Raw genomic sequence first — 15,339 nt, forward strand, 5'->3', positions numbered from 1 at the left:
ACGGTCGAACCATGCTGGACGTCCACCGCCTGAGGATCTTCCGCTCCGTCGTCGCGAGCGGCTCCGTGCAGGCTGCCGCGGCCAACCTCGGCTACACGCCCTCGGCGGTGAGCCAGCACGTGACCGCACTCCAGCGCGAGACGGGACTCGCACTCCTCGAGCGAGCCGGCCGCGGCGTCCGGCCCACGGCGGCCGGTCTCGCGCTCGCCGCGCAGGCCGACGGCGTGCTGGCGCGGCTCGGCGAGGTGGAGGCGGTCGTCGCGGACCTGCGCGCCGGGCGGACCGGTTCGCTCTCGCTCGCGTACTTCGCGTCGGTCGGCGCGGCCTGGCTCCCTCAGGTCGTGCACCGGCTGACGACCGACTTCCCGGGCGTCCGGCACGACCTCGAGCTGCGCGAGACGATCCCGGACGACGCGGACGAGCGCGCGGACGTGCAGCTCGTCGTCGCGCCACGGCACTTCGAACCCGGCCCCGGGTTCCGGGCTCACCACCTGCTCGACGACCCGTACGTCGTCGTGCTGCCCACCGGTCACCACCTCGCCGACCGGGAGGAGGTCGAGCTCGCCGAGCTGGTCGACGAGCGCTGGGTCGACAACGACTTCGCGCGCGGCTGGTGCCGGCGCAACCTCGTCGAGGCGTGCACGGCCGCGGGCTTCAGCCCCCCGTTCCACGTCGAGGCGCACGACTACCCGACCGCGATCGCGTTCGTCGGCGCGGGCATCGGTGTGACGGTCCTGCCCGCGCTCGGTGCGGCGCACCTGCCACCGGGGCTCGTCGCGGTCCCCGTGGTGCGCCCGGCGCCCGTGCGCTCGATCCACGTCGTGCTGCGCGACGCCGTCGTGGGCACGCCGCCCGCGCGGACGGTCGTCGAGACGCTCCGCGACGTCGTCGGAGGTCGTGTCGATCTCGCCCTGTCCCGTTCGACCTGAGGATGAGAGGGTCGGAAGGACCGGCCCACCGACACCGGGAGCGAACGATGAAGTACATGCTCATCATGCGAGGCACCGACGAGAGCCAGGCCGCGTTCGAGAACGTCTCGTTCGACGAGATGCTCGAGACCATGGGCCGGTTCAACGACGAGCTCATCCGGGCGGGCGTCCTGCTCGCGGCGGAGGGCCTCGACGACGCGGCGGAGGGCGTGGTCGTCGACCTCTCGTCCGACGTCCCCGTCGTCACCGACGGACCGTACGGAGAGGCCAAGGAGCTGTTCGGCGGCTACTACGTGCTCGACGTCGCCTCGAAGGAGGAGGCCGTCGAGTGGGCCAAGCGGCTCCCGTACTCCGGGCCCGGGACGAAGGTCGAGATCCGCCGCGTCCCGACGATCGACGAGTTCCCGCAGGACAACGAGTGGATCCGCAAGGAGCGCGCGTGGCGCGAGGCGACCGGCCAGGTGTGAGCGGGACCGATACGCCCGCCGCCGGCCCGGGTCGGGCGACCGACCCGGGCCGACGCGCGGTGGAGGCCGTGTGGCGCATCGAGTCGGCGCGGATCGTCGGCGCGCTCGCGCGGTACACCGGCGACTTCGCGCTCGCCGAGGACCTCGCGCAGGAGTCGCTCGCCGAGGCGCTCGTCGCCTGGCCGCGCGACGGGGTTCCGCGAAACCCGTCGGGCTGGCTGCTCACGGTCGGCAGGCGGCGCGCGATCGACACGTTCCGACGGCGGTCCGCCCTCGACGAGCGGTACGCCGCCCTGGCGCACGGCCTGGGCGACGGCGCCGCCGTGACCGGTGGACCGCCGTCGGGCGCGCCGGCCGGGACGAACCCCGACCTGCTGTGGGACCCGGACCAGGTCGACGACGACGTGCTCGCCCTCATGTTCGTCGCGTGCCACCCGGTGCTCTCGCCCGAGGCACGAGTCGCGCTCACGCTGCGCGTGGTCGGCGGGCTGTCGAGCGACGAGATCGCCCGCGCGTTCCTCGTGCCCACGGCGACGGTCCAGGCCCGCATCACGCGCGCGAAGAAGACGCTCGCCGCGGCGGGCGTGCCGTTCACCGTCCCTTCGGCCGACGAGCGCCGCGAGCGCCTCGGTTCCGTCCTCGCCGTGCTCTACGTGATCTTCACCGAGGGTTCGGCGGCGACGTCCGGCGACGAGTGGCTGCGGCCCGACCTCGCCCACGAGGCGGTCCGGCTCGCGCGCGTCCTCGCCGGGCTCGTGCCCGACGAGCACGAGGCCCACGCGCTCGTCGCCCTCCTCGAGCTCTCGGCCGCGCGCTTTCCGGCGCGGACCACGCCTGACGGCGACCCCGTGCTCCTCGCCGACCAGGACCGACGGCGCTGGGACCGGTCCGCGGTCCGGCGGGGCCGGGCGGCGCTCGCGCACGCGGACGCGCTCGGCCGGGGGCGCGGGCCGTACGGGCTGCAGGCGGCGATCGCGGAGTGCCACGCCGTCGCGCCGTCGGTCGAGGAGACGGACTGGGACCGCGTCGTGCTCCTGTACGAGGCGCTGGGGCGGGTGGCGCCGTCGCCCGTGGTCGAGCTCAACCGGGCGGTGGCCGTCGCGATGGCGCACGGACCTTCAGCAGGACTGCGGATCGTCGACGAGCTCGTCGCGACCGACCGGCTGCCCGGGTTCCACCCGCTGCCGAGCGTGCGCGGCGAGCTCCTCGGGCGCCTGGGTCGCGTCGAGGAGGCGCGCGCCGAGTACGCGCTCGCCGTCCGGCTCTGCCCGAACCCGCGCGAGCAGGAGCTGCTGCGTCGCAAGGCAGCTGCGCTCGGACCGTGACGCACCTGGGATCGGCTACGACCCGGCGGGCGCGGACGCCGTGTACGACCGGCCGGGCCAGTACGCCCACTCCTCGAAGCGCTCGACCCGCCCGTCCGGCGCGAACCGCAGCACCCACAGGTCGCGGTACTCCCGGGGGTCGGGCTCGAGGTAGTGCACCTCGAGCCGCACGACGGCTGGGAGAATCGGTCGCGTGAGCGACTCCCCCGACACCGGGACCGACTGGCGACCGCACGTCGCGGACCCCGCCGACCGGCCGCCGTCGACCCTTCCCCACGTGGTGTTCTTCGAGCCCCGCATCCCCGGCAACACCGGGAACGCGATCCGGCTCGCCGCGGTCACGGGCGCACGCCTGCACCTCGTCGAGCCGCTCGGGTTCGACCTCGACGAGCCGAAGCTGCGCCGCGCGGGCCTCGACTACCACGACCTCGCGAGCGTCGAGGTGCACGCCGACCTGGACGCCGCCCTGGCGACCCTCCCGGGACGGGTCTTCGCGTTCACGACGCGCGCGACGACGTCGTACACCGACGTGGCCTACCGCCCCGACGACGTGCTGCTGTTCGGCCCGGAGCCCACGGGCCTGCCCGACGACGTGCTCGCGCACGCGCGGGTCACGGACCAGCTCAAGATCCCCATGCAACCGGGCCGCCGCTCGCTCAACCTCACCAATGCGGCGTCGATCGCGGTCTACGAGACGTGGCGCCAGACAGGCTTCGCCGGCGGCTCCTGACTACCCCGTCTCCCGCTGAGTGCATGAAATAGTCGCGCCCGACTGCCTCGGACGCGACTATTTCATGCACTCAGCGGGGGGGCGGGTCAGACGAGGTCGCGGACCGCCGCGTACTGCTCGCGGATCGCCGGGACCGGGTCGGCCTCGACCACCGTGGCCGACGACGCGGCCCAGGTGGGTGGGGCGACGTCGGCCAGGTCGGTACCCGCGGAGCGCGCCGCGTGGGCGGCGAGGACCCACGCGGCCTGGCGGGCCGCGCCGTCGGCCACGTACTCGCCCGGCTCGGGGACCGTGACCGGAAGACCGAGGACCTGCGGTGCGATGCGCCGCACGGCCTCCGACTGCGCGCCGCCGCCGATGAGCTGCACACGCTCGACCGTCACGCCCAGGGCGCGCAGGGCGTCGAGCCCGTCCGCGAGACCGCACAGCATGCCCTCGACGTACGCGCGCGCGAGGTGCTCCGGCGTGGAGGTGCCGAGGCGGATGCCGTGCAGCGTGCCCGAGGCGTCGGGACGGTTGGGCATGCGCTCGCCCTCCAGGTACGGCACGAGCACGAGCCCGTCCGCACCGGGGGGCGCCTCGAGCGCGAGCCGCGAGAGCCCTGCGTGGTCGACGCCGAGCACCGCGCGCGCCGCGTCGAGGACCCGGCTCGCGTTGAGCGTCACCGCGAGCAGGAGGTAGCGGCCCGTGGCGTCGGAGAACCCGTTGACCAGGCCGGACCCGTCGGCGGTGCGGTCGTCGGTCACGGCGGACACGACGCCCGACGTCCCGATCGACACCGCGACGTCGCCCGCGACCATGCCGAGGCCGAGCGCCGCGCCCGCGTTGTCGCCCGCCCCGGGGCCGAGGAGCGTCCCGCCCTCGACCTGCGCGCCCGCGACGGAAGCATGCGCGACGCCCGCGACCGACGACGGTGCGACGACGCGCGGCAGCACGACGTCGGTCCGCCCGAACGCGAGCTCGAGCAGGTCGAGGCGGTACGCGGCCCGGCCGTCGTCACCGTCGTCCAGGGTCGCGTCGTAGTAACCCGTGCCGGACGCGTCGGACGCGTCGGTGACGAGCGCGTCGAGGTCCGGGCCGAGCGGCGCCGACGGGTCGTCCGCCGGCCCGTAGCCCGCGATGCGCCACGTGAGCCAGTCGTGCGGCAGCGCGACGGCCGCGACGCGCGCCGCGTTCTCCGGCTCGGCGTCGCGCAGCCAGCGCAGCTTCGTCACGGTGAGCGAGGCGACCGGCACGGAGCCGATCGCGTCGGCCCACGCCTGCGCGCCGGCCTCGTCCGCGGACTCGACGCGGACGCGTGCGTCCGGGACACCCTCCGCGAGCCGGGACTCGCCGAGCTCGCGGATCAGGTCGCGTGCAGCGGGCGCTGAGCGCGTGTCGTTCCACAGGAGGGCGTCGCGCACGACGTTGCCCTCCGCGTCGAGCGCGACGAGCCCGTGCTGCTGACCGCCGACGGCGAGCGCGGCGACGTCGTCCAGCCCGCCTGCGGCGGCGGCCGCCTCGCGGAACGCCTGCCACCACGCGTCGGGGTGGACCTCGGTGCCGTCAGGATGCCTCGACGACCCGAAGCGCACGAGCGCACCGGTGGCGGCGTCGCGCACGACGACCTTGCAGGACTGCGTGGACGTGTCGACGCCGGCGACGAGCGTGCGCTCGCCGCCGGCGTCCGACGTCCGGGATCCGGTCGTCACCTCAGCCGATGAGGTGCTCGAGCGCGAGCTGGTTGAGGCGCACGAAGCCGTAGTCGCGGTTCGCCGCGGCGTCGACGTCGAACTCCTCGTACGCGCTGCGGTCCGCGAGCAGGTCGGCGACGGACTCGCCCGCGGCGAGCGTGGGCTGGCCGAGCTCGAAGACGCCCGAGTGCGCGAACGCCTCCTGGACGCGGCTGTCGGCGCGGTAGGCCGCGGCCTTGCGCGCGAGCAGGCGGTACGTGTCCATGTTGGCGCGCGCGGAGTCCCACACGCCGACCTCGTTCTCGGTGCGCGACGGCTTGTAGTCGAAGTGGCGCGGGCCGGTGTACGTGGGGCCGCCGTTCGGGAAGCCGTTCTCGAGCAGGTCGACCGTGAAGAACGCCGAGAGCACGTCGCCGTGGCCGAAGACGAGGTCCTGGTCGAACTTGATCGAGCGCTGGCCGTTGAGGTCGATGTGGAAGAGCTTGCCCGCCCACAGCGCCTGCGCGATGCCGTGCGTGTAGTTGAGGCCCGCCATCTGCTCGTGGCCGGTCTCGGGGTTGAGGCCGACGATGTCGCCGTTGTCGAGCTGCGCGATGAGGCCGAGCGCGTGACCGATCGTCGGCAGGAAGATGTCGCCGCGGGGCTCGTTGGGCTTGGGCTCGAGCGCGATCTTGAGGTCGTAGCCCTTCTCCTTGATGTACGCCGCAGTGAGGTCGATGCCCTCGGCGTAGCGCTCGTGCGCGGAGTGCAGGTCCTTGGCGCCGTCGTACTCGGTGCCCTCGCGGCCACCCCACATGACGAACGTCTTCGCGCCGAGCTCGGCGGTGAGGTCGACGTTGCGCAGCACCTTGCGCAGCGCGTAGCGACGCACGCCGCGGTCGTTCGACGTGATGCCACCGTCCTTGAAGACGGGGTGGCTGAAGAGGTTGGTCGTCACCATCTCGATGACGAGCCCGGTCTCCTCGGCCGCGGTGCGCACGGCGTCGAGGCGCTGGGTGCGCTCGGAGTCGTCGGACCCGAACGGCACGACGTCGTCGTCGTGGAACGTGAAGCCCCACGCGCCGAGGTCGGCGAGCTTGCGCACCGACTCGGCCGGGTCGAGCGCCGGACGGCTCGCGCTGCCGAACTGGTCCTGCGCGTTCCAGCCCACGGTCCACAGACCGAAGGAGAAGTTGATGTCTGTGTCGTATCGGGTCGTCTCGTCGGCCACGGTTGGTCTCCTCGTCGAGAGGGCCGCAGCGACACCGTCGCCGTCGGCCCATTTATGTCGTACGAATGAACTTATCCGGCCGAGTCGGTAAGGTCAAGACCGTGAACCGCAGCGCCGCGACCCGCACGGGTCCCCCAGCAGCCCGGCAGGCCACGCTGCGCGAGCACAACCTCGCCCTCGCCGCTCGCGCCGTCTTCGAGTCCCCGGTGCCCTGCTCACGCGCCGACATCGCCGCCGCCAGCGGGCTCACGCGCGCGACCGTGTCGACGCTCGTCGACCGCCTCGTCGCCGCGAGCATCGTCGCCGAGCTCCCGCCCGCGACCCCGCACCGGGCCGGGCGGCCCGCCGTCCCCCTCGCGCCGGCTGCGCGGACCCTCGTCGGTCTGGGCCTCGAGGTGAACGTCGACTACCTCGGCGGGCGGGTGCTCGACCTCACCGGCGCCGTCGTGGCGGAGCACGTCGACCCCGACGACCTCCACGACAGCGATCCCGCAGACGTGCTCGGCCGCCTCGGTCGCATCGCGCGCGAGCTGCTCGAGAGCGTCCGTTCCGACGGCATGACGGTCGCCGGCGCGTACCTCGCCCTGCCCGGCCTGGTCGACTCCCGCGCGGGCCGTCTCGAGGTCGCACCCAACCTCGGGTGGTCCCACCTCGATCCCGTACCGCTCCTCGGCCTCGACCTCGCGGTGGAGATCGGCAACGAGGCCAAGCTCGCCGCCCTCGCCCAGTCGAGCCACGGCGTCGTGCCCGACGGCGCCGCGCCGTCCACCTACCTCTATGTGTCGGGCGACGTGGGCATCGGGTCGGCCATCGTCGTCGACCGCCGCCTGTTCCACGGCCGCCACGGCTGGACGGGCGAGGTCGGGCACGTCGTCGTCGACCCGCGCGGTCCGCGGTGCCGCTGCGGCGCGACGGGCTGCCTCGAGCAGTACGCCGGGAAGGACGCGCTCCTGCGGGGTGCCGGCCTGCCCGTCGACTCGGACATTACGCCGCTCGTCGACGCGGTCGACGCGGGCGAGCCCGACGCCGTCGCCGCGGTCGAGCGCGCCGGGACGGCACTCGGGAGCGCGCTCGCGGACTACGTCAACCTCGTCGACATCGACACCGTCCTCCTCGGCGGCATCTACCCCGCGCTCCTGCCGTACCTGCGCTCGGCGGCCGAGGCCGAGCTCCGCGCGCGCGTGCTCGCCGCCCCCTGGACGGACGTTCAGCTGCTGCCCGCGCCCGTCGGCGACCACGCCGCGCTCACGGGCGGCGCCCGCGAGGTCCTGCGTACCGTCGTCGAGGACCCGAGCGCCTGGGTCGGCGAGGACTGACCCGCCGCGGCGGGCTCGTGCCTGCTCGGGCGGTTGGTGGTCGGGTCCGCGGGTGAGGCGCCACCGGTGCTCGGGTCGGTCGGGCGTCTCGTGGTCGGGTCCGCGTGTGGCGCGCCGTCGGCGAAGCCGAACCGTGGTCGCCGAGGTAGAGGCCTGGTCGCGCGAGGTAGAACCTTGGTCAGCCGACGGCGGGCGGGTCGCGCGCGGCGGCGCGGCACGGGCCCGGCGCCCCGGGCCGACCGTGCGTCCTCGCAGGCAGAGCGAGCGGACCAGCCCGCCAGGCGCAGGACGGGCCGCGACCGCACCTGCGGGCTCGCGGCCGCAGGACGGCCCGTCGCCGTCTCAGCCGCCGAGCTCGCGCACGAGCCGGTCCTGCACGACGCGCAGGTCGTCGGAGGCGACGAGGGTGGGGCCGCTGCGCTGTCGCTCGCCCCAGCGCTCGAGCGCGTAGCGCGGCGTCGCCTCGTTCCGGCGGAGCACGTACGTCCCGCCGGTGTACCCGCCGTCGAACACCGCCGTACCGGGCGAGGAGTACCGTGCCAGCGGCATGCCGGCAGCCTCGCCGAGCGCGCGGATCCGGTCGGTGACGAGCGACAGGTCGGCTCCCTCGGCGGCCACCACGACCGCGCCGTCGGGACGCTCGGCGAGATAGGCGTCGCGCAGCGTCTCCAGCGAGCAGGCGTCGAGGGCTCGCGGTCCGTCCTCGCGACGCCATCGGGCACGCGGCCAGCCGAGCGGGCGCGGCGCGGACCGGTCCCCCACCTCCGCCAGGAGCACCTTCCACACGTGCAGCGCGTCGTCGGAGGCCGCGAGCGGCCGCCCGACCTTCGGGACGTGATGGTCGTGGAGGTGCAGCTCGTGACGGCCTTCCCGGACCGCGACCCGGAACGACTGCGAGCCCGACGTCGCGACGAACGGGTTGCCGAACAGCGACGCCGCGGCCTTCCACCCGCACGCCTCGAGCCACGTGGCGAGCACCGGCGGCACGTCGTCGGGCCCGACCGCCTCGACGCGCTCGCGACGCGACGCGAGGTACACCTGGGCGTAGATCTCGTCGCACGCGGCGGCCTCGTCGGCGCAGACCACGGGCTCCGGCCCCGAGAGGTCGGGTGCGATGTGGGACGGGCGGCCGTGCTCGCGCGTCGTCACGACGAACGTCCCGTCTCCGGGGACCACCAGGTTCCACGCGCCCCGGACCGTCGCGGTGTCGCGCGCGGGCGGCGTCCGTCGGAACTGGTCGAGGTACGGTCCCCGCAGCTCGTCGTACCGGCCTGCGTACGCCAGGAACGGATCCAGCCGCTCGGCACGCAGGGTGCGCTGGAGCTCGAGGAAGGTCACGAGGGCGCACGGCCCGGGCGATCGGCACGCGGTGGGACGACGGATCGTGCGGCGGTACGAGGGACGGCGGTCACGTCGTCCGACCCTAGCCACCGCGAGCCACGCGCGCGAGGATCTCCACGTCCGCGTAACGTGTCCCGGGTGCCCGGTATGGCAAGCGAAGGGGAGCGAACCACGGTGACCTCGACGAGCAGCGGAGACGTCCTCACGACGGACCACGGGACGCGCTGGCAGATGCAGGGTGAGATCGACGCCTCGGTCCAGGCGCGCCGCGAGGACGAGCTGCTGCGGCTCGCCGAGTCGGCCCAGGAGCGGATCCACATCGACCTCGGCGCGGTGACCTTCATGGACTCCGGCGGCCTGCGGCTCCTGTACCACGCGGCCACCTCCGGCTCGGGGACGCCGGTGCTCGTCCGCGTCCCGCACCGTGTCCGCGACCTGCTCGAGCTCAGCGGCGTGGTCGAGCTCTTCGAGATCCAGGACGACGCATGAGCATCGCGCACGCTGACGTCCCGGCCGGATTCGTCGAGATCGGGTCGTGGCACCTGCGCGCCCTCGACGACCTCGCGCGGCTGCGCGAGGGGCTCCACCGCATGCTCACGGGCGCACCGCTCCCGCGCGACCGCCACCTCGACGCCACGCCCGAGCGCATCGTGCTGGTCGCGAGCGAGCTCGCGACCAACGCCCTGCGGCACGGGCTCCCGCCGACGTGCGTCCGGCTCCTCAGCGACGGTCGTGAGCTCGTCGTGGACGTCGTCGACCACCTGCCGGACGAGCCTCCCGTGATCGCCTCCCACCGGGCTCCCGGCGCGGGCGGGTTCGGTCTCGTGCTCGCGCGCCGCGCGGCGAGCGACGTCGCCTGGTACTGCACGGGGACCGGCGAGAAGCACGTGTGGGCACGCTTCGACGTCCCCGTCTTCCGCGCCGGGTCGAGCGCCCGCAGCGCGCTCCTCCCGGTCGGCTGACCAGCGCGTCCGGGACGTTCCTCCTCCCGGGCGCCCGGAGCGTCAGCGGTCGCGGCGCACCACGAGCAGCGTGGCGTCGTCGGCGGAGCGAGGGTCGCGCGCGGCGGCGACGATGCCGTCCACGTCGACACCGGGGCCGTCGGCGAAGACCGCGGCCAGACGCTCCAGCCCGTCCTGGATCGACTCGTCACGACGCTCCACGAGACCGTCGCTGTAGAGGACGAGGGCCCCGCCGCGCGGGACCTGCAGCACCTGCGCCGTCGGGACGCGGTCGACCAGCCCGAGCGGCGGGACGCTCGCCCGCTCGGTCCAGCTCGTCGTGCCGTCGGGCGCGACGACGAGCAGCGGCGGGTGCCCCACGGACACGTGCTCCACGATCCCGCTCGCCGGGTCGAGCAGCGCGACGGCGAGCGTCGCGACCTCCCCGGGCAGCGTCCAGCGCGCGACCTCCCCGAGCCGCTCCACCGCCTCGACCGCCGAGCCGCTGGTCACGAGCGCCGCGCGCAGCGCGGTGCCGAGCTGGCCCATCGTGGCGGCGGCCTGGAGGCCGTGGCCCGTCACGTCGCCGACGACGAGCGCGATCCGGCCGGACGGCAGGACGAGTGCGTCATACCAGTCTCCGCCGACGAGTCCGGTGCCCGCCGACTCGTACCGCGACTGCAGGGTCCAGCCCGCGACGTCGGGCAGGAGCGCCGGCAGGAGGCTGCGCTGCAGCTCCTCCGTCGCGCGCACGGCCTTGCGCCCGCGCACGTACAGCGCCTCGACGAGGTGCCCGCGCAGCGCCGACGCGACGTCGGTCTGGTCCGAGGTCCACGGCGCGCTGTGACCGCGCACGACCTCACGCCAGCGCTCGAACGACTTGCGCGGGCTCAGCCGGACGGTGTCGTCCTCGCCGCGGGCGATCGCCTTGTTGTGCGGGTCCCCGCCCCAGTCGACATGGCGCAGCACCTCGTCGCGCACCCACAGGACGACCTGGCCGTCGGGGAGCACGATGCCGAGCACACCGGCGACGTCAGGGGCGAGCGCCGCGACCTCGGGAGCGTCCCGGACGAGCGAGTCCGTCGCGACGAGGTCCTCGTCGTGCCCGAGGACCCAGCCGACGAGCGCACGGCAGCCGTCGTCGTCCGGCACGTTGCCGACCGCGATGACCCCGCGCTCCGCCACGACGACCGCGCCGTGCGCGCGGACGAGCCGCCGCAGCCAGCCCGAGCGGGTGAGCGCGGTGCCGAGCGGCACGCTCTCGTCGCGGCTGTCGGCCGCGAGGTGCGCGAGGACGCCCTCCGCGCGGCGCACCTCGGCCTCCCGCTCGTCCTCGGCCTGCGCGACGAGGCGGACCGAGAGGGTGGAGCCGAGGAACTCCGCGGCCGTGCGCACCTCGAAGGGCGGCTCGTGCGGCCCCGTGTAGTGGTGGCAGGCGATGAGTCCCCACAGGTGGCCCTCGCGGAGCAGGGAGATCGACATGGACGCGCGCACGCCCATGTTGCGCAGGTACTCGAGATGGATGGGCGACACGCTGCGCAGGGTCGAGAACGTGAGGTCCAGCGGCGCGCCGGTCGTCGGCAGCGTCACCGGCACGATCGGCTGCGGCTCGTAATCCACGTCCGCGATGAGCCGGATCCAGTTCTTCTCGTACAGCGCCCGGGCCTGCGGAGGGATGTCCGACGCCGGGTAGTGCAGCCCGAGGAACGGGTTGAGGTCCTCGCGGCGCGCCTCCGCGACCACCTCGCCGTTGTACGCGTCGTCGAAGCGGTAGATCATCACGCGGTCGAAGCCGGTGAGCTCGCGCACGTGCCGTGCTGCGTCGTCGTACAGCTCGGCGAGCGTCGCGGCACGCTCGAGGTCGCGCAGCGCGTGGCGCACCGCCAGGTAGGTGTTGGGGAACGACAACGGCCGGGCACCGGTCGCGGCCTCGAGCTCGACGACGAGCACCGGCTCGGCGTCCGGCGCGTCCGGGGGCGACGGGGGCCGGTGGAGCACGGCGTCGACCTCCCCGGGCCCGCCGCTCCATCCGTCGAGGCGGAGCGTGACGGGGTTGCGCGCCGCGAGGTCGCCGACGGCCGCCGCGTGGGCGAGCACACGGCTCGCGGGGCCGTCCCCCAGGGCCGCGGAGAGCGGTCGCCCCAGCAGCGCGGCGACCGGCGCCCCGAGGCGCTGCGCGACGTTCGCGGACGCCTGGAGGAGCACGCCGTCGGCCTCGCGCACGACGAGCAGCACGCCGCGCGGCTGGACGAGCCCGGGCACGTGGATGGGCTCGCGTGCGCAGTTGTCGAGGTCCACCGGGTCTTCAGGAGCGAGGAGCCCCCTCGGCTCGTCGACCATGGTCACAAGGTCCTCCGTACGATCCGCCGCCCGCGAGCGCTGCTGCGGTGCGAGTCGAAGGACCACCTGGGCTCGAGGATCCGGTTCGAGGGCCAAGGCTACCGCGCCGCCGCGCCTCTCAGCTGCCGTTCTGCTCGCCCTCCGACGCGGCCGCGACGTGCTCGTCCCCGACGGCGTGCGCGACACCACGGAACTCCGGGGTAGCGTCGGTCGTCGGACGTACGGGACCCGGACCACCGTCCGACGACCGACCCGAGCAGAAGGACACCCATGAGCACGACGACGACCTCGATCCTGCGCGCCACCGGCCTCGCGGCGGGCTACGGCGGGCCCGACGTCGTGCACGGCATCGACCTCGAGGTGACGCCGGGCACGGCTCCCGTCGGGATCGTCGGCGAGTCCGGGGCCGGCAAGTCGACGGTCGTGCGCGCGCTCGTCGGGCTCGTGCGCCCGACGGCGGGGCACGTCACCTACGAGGGCCGGACGGTGACCAAGCTGTCCCGCCGGGACAAGAAGCAGTTCACCGCCGACGTGCGCCGCGTCTCGCAGGACGGCCTGGCCGGCATCGGGATCGACCCGCGCTGGACCGTCGACCGCACGCTCTCGGCCGCGCTCAAGGACGCGCGGCGCGCGGGCCGCCCGAGCGGCCGGTCCGTCGAGGACCTGCTCGCGGACGTCGCCCTCGAGCCGCGCTACGCGCCGCGCACGATCCACTCGCTCTCGGGCGGGGAGAAGCAGCGGGTGGCGCTCGCCGTCGCGCTCGCGACCCGCCCCCGGGCCCTGCTGCTCGACGAGCCGCTCACCGCCGTCGACCCGGCGATGCGCGGGGACGTCGTGCGGCGCCTCGGCGACGCCACCGCGGAGCTCGGCACGGCGGTGCTCCTCGTGTCGCACGACCTCGAGCTCGTGGAGCGCCTGTGCCCCACCGTCCACGTGCTCGCGGACGGGACGTTCGTCTCGTCGGGCGCCCTCCGGGACGTCTTCTCCGGCGCGGCTCCCGGCTCGGACCACCCGGCCGTCCGCGGCCTCGCCGAGGCCGCGCCGCTCGCCGTCCAGCGCTTCCGCTGAAAGTTCCTTCGACGAGCGTGTCGAAAACCGGGGTGCGCCGTCCGACGTCCTGGTGAACCCGCCTCCACGACACTACGGTCGAGGAGGCACTCACCGAGGAGGAACGACATGCGAGTCATGGTCATGATCGAGGGCGCCGGGGTCGACGAGAACAAGATCGCCCCGACGCAGGAGATGCTCGCCCAGATGGGCGCGTACAACGAGGAGCTCGTCAAGGCGGGCGTCATGCTCGACGGCCAGGGCCTGCAGCCCACGGCCAAGGGCGCCCGGGTGACCTTCAGCGGCGGCGGGACGTCCGTCGTCGACGGGCCGTTCACCGAGTCCAAGGAGATCGTCGCCGGGTACTGGATCTGGCAGGTGTCGTCGCTCGAGGAGGCCGTCGAGTGGGCGAGGAAGTGCCCGACCGACCCGAGCAGCGGTCTGACCGCGGTCCTGGAGATCCGGCCGATCTACGAGCTCGAGGACTTCGGCGCCGAGTACACGCCGGAGCAGCGGGAGAAGGACGCGCGGCTCGAGGAGCAGATCCGCGCCCAGCGGGGCTCCTGAAGCGGCCTCGGCACGAGGCTCGGGCACGGCGATGAGCGACGTCTCGCGCACGGTCGAGGCCGTGTGGCGGATCGAGTCCCCGCGCCTCGTCGCGGGGCTCGCCCGGATGCTGCGCGACGTCGGCCTCGCCGAGGAGGTCGCGCAGGAGGCGTTCGTCGCCGCGCTCGAGCAGTGGCCCGAGCAGGGCGTCCCGGACAACCCGGGCGCGTGGCTGACGACCGTCGCCCGGCGGCGCGCCGTCGACCTGGTCCGCCGCCAGCGCACGCGCGACGAGAAGTACGCGCGGCTCGCGGCGGACCTCGCCGCGCCCGGTCGCGGGGCCGGCGGCACGGCGGCGGTCGCGCACCCGGGCGACGGCGGCGCGGTCCTCGTCGGGTCGGTCCCGGCACCCGACACGATCGTCGAGGACCCCGTGGGCGACGACCTGCTCGCGCTCGTCCTCGTCGCGTGCCACCCCGTCCTCCCGCGCGAGTCGCGCGTGGCGCTCACGCTGCGGCTCGTCGGCGGCCTGACGACGGACGAGATCGCCCGGGCGTTCCTCGTCCCGTCCGCGACGGTGGGCCAGCGCGTGTCGCGCGCCAAGCGGACGCTCGCGGAGGCGAACGTCCCGTTCGAGGTCCCGCAGGCCGACGAGCTGCCCGCCCGCGTCCCGGCGGCCCTGGAGGTCGTCTACCTCGTCTTCACCGAGGGGTACTCCGCGACGTCAGGGGACGCGTGGGTGCGCCGCGGGCTCGCCGAGGACGCGATGCGCCTCGGGCGTGTGCTCGCCGGGCTGCTGCCGGGCGAGCCCGAGGTGCACGGCCTCGTCGCGCTCATGGAGCTCCAGGCGTCGCGGTTCGCCGCGCGGACGGGTCCCGACGGCGGGCCCGTCCTCCTCGAGGACCAGGACCGCTCGCGCTGGGACCGGCTGCTCGTCGCGCACGGTCTCGCGGCGCTCGACCGCGCGCTCGCCCTGGGCACGCGCGCCGGGAAGGCCCTCGGGCCGTACTCGCTGCAGGCGGCGATCGCGGCGTGCCACGCACGCGCCGCGACGTGGGCCGACACCGACTGGGAGGCGATCGTCGCGCTCTACGACGCGCTCGCGTCCGTGGCCCCGTCCCCGGTCGTCGAGCTCAACCGGGCGGTCGCGGTGGGCTTCGCGGACGGTCCGGAGGCGGCGCTCGTCGTGCTCGACGGCGTCGCGGACGACCCTCGGCTGTCCCGCCACCACCTGTACGGGGCCGTGCGAGGTGACGTGCTGTCCCGGCTCGGCCGCCATGCCGAGGCGGCGGACGTGCTCGAGCACGCCGCGGCCCTCGCCCCGACCCGGCACGAGCGGCAGCTGCTCCTCGAACGAGCGGCCGCTGCGTCGTCGGCCACCGACCCCGCGAGGTAGAACCCTGGTCGCCGAGGTAGAGCCCTGGTCCGCCGAGGTAGAACGCTGGTCGTGACCAGGGCTCTACCTCGGCGGGTC

At 74.7% G+C, this 15,339-nt stretch carries 15 protein-coding genes; 10 read left to right on the forward strand and 5 right to left on the reverse strand.

The features are described 5' to 3' along the window. The first annotated feature begins 11 nt into the window (after nt 1-11). The 3 genes from AC4H2H_RS08590 to AC4H2H_RS08600 are packed head-to-tail and all read left to right on the forward strand — an operon-like array spanning nt 12 to nt 2,721. Nucleotides 12-929: a LysR family transcriptional regulator gene (locus tag AC4H2H_RS08590; protein ID WP_494370385.1), complete on the forward strand. Its 918-nt coding sequence runs from the start codon at nt 12-14 to the stop codon at nt 927-929. 47 nt (nt 930-976) lie between these two features. Next, the gene (locus AC4H2H_RS08595; protein WP_494370386.1) at nt 977-1,396 is read left to right on the forward strand and encodes a YciI family protein; all 420 of its coding nucleotides are present in this window, start codon (nt 977-979) and stop codon (nt 1,394-1,396) included. Beyond that, complete coding sequence (locus tag AC4H2H_RS08600) at nt 1,393-2,721, forward strand: RNA polymerase sigma factor (RefSeq protein WP_494370387.1); 1,329 nt, start codon at nt 1,393-1,395, stop codon at nt 2,719-2,721. The genes AC4H2H_RS08595 and AC4H2H_RS08600 overlap by 4 nt, the downstream gene beginning before the upstream one ends. 15 nt (nt 2,722-2,736) lie before the next feature. On the opposite strand, the gene AC4H2H_RS08605 is transcribed toward AC4H2H_RS08600, so the two are convergent. Next, nucleotides 2,737-2,892, reverse strand: coding sequence for a hypothetical protein (locus tag AC4H2H_RS08605; RefSeq protein ID WP_494370388.1), 156 nt, complete (start codon nt 2,890-2,892; stop codon nt 2,737-2,739). A 106-nt stretch (nt 2,893-2,998) separates the two neighbouring features. On the opposite strand from AC4H2H_RS08605, the gene AC4H2H_RS08610 reads away from it, so the two are divergent. Next, nucleotides 2,999-3,451, forward strand: a complete 453-nt coding sequence (locus AC4H2H_RS08610) for a tRNA (cytidine(34)-2'-O)-methyltransferase (protein ID WP_494370466.1) — start codon at nt 2,999-3,001, stop codon at nt 3,449-3,451. Between the two features lie 86 nt (nt 3,452-3,537). On the opposite strand, the gene AC4H2H_RS08615 is transcribed toward AC4H2H_RS08610, so the two are convergent. Together AC4H2H_RS08615 and xylA are read right to left on the reverse strand one after the other, a co-directional pair. After that, nucleotides 3,538-5,142 (reverse strand): xylulokinase, encoded by a 1,605-nt coding sequence (locus AC4H2H_RS08615; protein WP_494370389.1) that lies wholly within the window; start codon nt 5,140-5,142, stop codon nt 3,538-3,540. A gap of 1 nt (nt 5,143) precedes the next feature. Beyond that, nucleotides 5,144-6,334, reverse strand: a complete 1,191-nt coding sequence (xylA, locus tag AC4H2H_RS08620) for a xylose isomerase (protein ID WP_494370390.1) — start codon at nt 6,332-6,334, stop codon at nt 5,144-5,146. Between the two features lie 101 nt (nt 6,335-6,435). Here xylA and AC4H2H_RS08625 point away from each other — a divergent pair, with 101 nt between their 5' ends. Then, a complete protein-coding gene (locus AC4H2H_RS08625) occupies nt 6,436-7,650 on the forward strand; it encodes an ROK family transcriptional regulator (protein ID WP_494370391.1) in 1,215 nt (404 codons plus the stop codon). A 342-nt stretch (nt 7,651-7,992) separates the two neighbouring features. Here the strand turns inward: AC4H2H_RS08625 and AC4H2H_RS08630 are convergent, their stop codons facing one another. Next, a complete protein-coding gene (locus AC4H2H_RS08630; protein ID WP_494370392.1) occupies nt 7,993-8,988 on the reverse strand; it encodes a hypothetical protein in 996 nt (331 codons plus the stop codon). A gap of 177 nt (nt 8,989-9,165) precedes the next feature. Between AC4H2H_RS08630 and AC4H2H_RS08635 the strand changes: the two genes are divergently transcribed. Both AC4H2H_RS08635 and AC4H2H_RS08640 read left to right on the forward strand, forming a co-directional pair. After that, on the forward strand, nt 9,166-9,480 hold the full coding sequence (locus AC4H2H_RS08635) for an STAS domain-containing protein (RefSeq protein WP_494370393.1): 315 nt from the start codon (nt 9,166-9,168) through the stop codon (nt 9,478-9,480). Beyond that, on the forward strand, nt 9,477-9,953 hold the full coding sequence (locus AC4H2H_RS08640; protein WP_494370394.1) for an ATP-binding protein: 477 nt from the start codon (nt 9,477-9,479) through the stop codon (nt 9,951-9,953). Before AC4H2H_RS08635 ends, AC4H2H_RS08640 begins: the two co-directional genes overlap by 4 nt. A gap of 42 nt (nt 9,954-9,995) precedes the next feature. Here AC4H2H_RS08640 and AC4H2H_RS08645 read toward each other — a convergent pair whose 3' ends face one another. Beyond that, a complete protein-coding gene (locus AC4H2H_RS08645; protein WP_494370395.1) occupies nt 9,996-12,272 on the reverse strand; it encodes a SpoIIE family protein phosphatase in 2,277 nt (758 codons plus the stop codon). A 270-nt stretch (nt 12,273-12,542) separates the two neighbouring features. Between AC4H2H_RS08645 and AC4H2H_RS08650 the strand changes: the two genes are divergently transcribed. The 3 genes from AC4H2H_RS08650 (at nt 12,543) to AC4H2H_RS08660 (ending at nt 15,261) form a co-directional block, all read left to right on the forward strand. Next, a complete protein-coding gene (locus AC4H2H_RS08650) occupies nt 12,543-13,340 on the forward strand; it encodes an ABC transporter ATP-binding protein (protein ID WP_494370396.1) in 798 nt (265 codons plus the stop codon). Nucleotides 13,341-13,448: 108 nt separating this feature from the next. Further along, on the forward strand, nt 13,449-13,886 hold the full coding sequence (locus AC4H2H_RS08655) for a YciI family protein (RefSeq protein ID WP_494370397.1): 438 nt from the start codon (nt 13,449-13,451) through the stop codon (nt 13,884-13,886). Nucleotides 13,887-13,917: 31 nt separating this feature from the next. Next, the gene (locus AC4H2H_RS08660; protein WP_494370398.1) at nt 13,918-15,261 is read left to right on the forward strand and encodes an RNA polymerase sigma factor; all 1,344 of its coding nucleotides are present in this window, start codon (nt 13,918-13,920) and stop codon (nt 15,259-15,261) included. The last annotated feature ends 78 nt before the right edge of the window (nt 15,262-15,339 follow it).

Source organism: Cellulosimicrobium sp. BMG9.22, assembly GCF_059159975.1.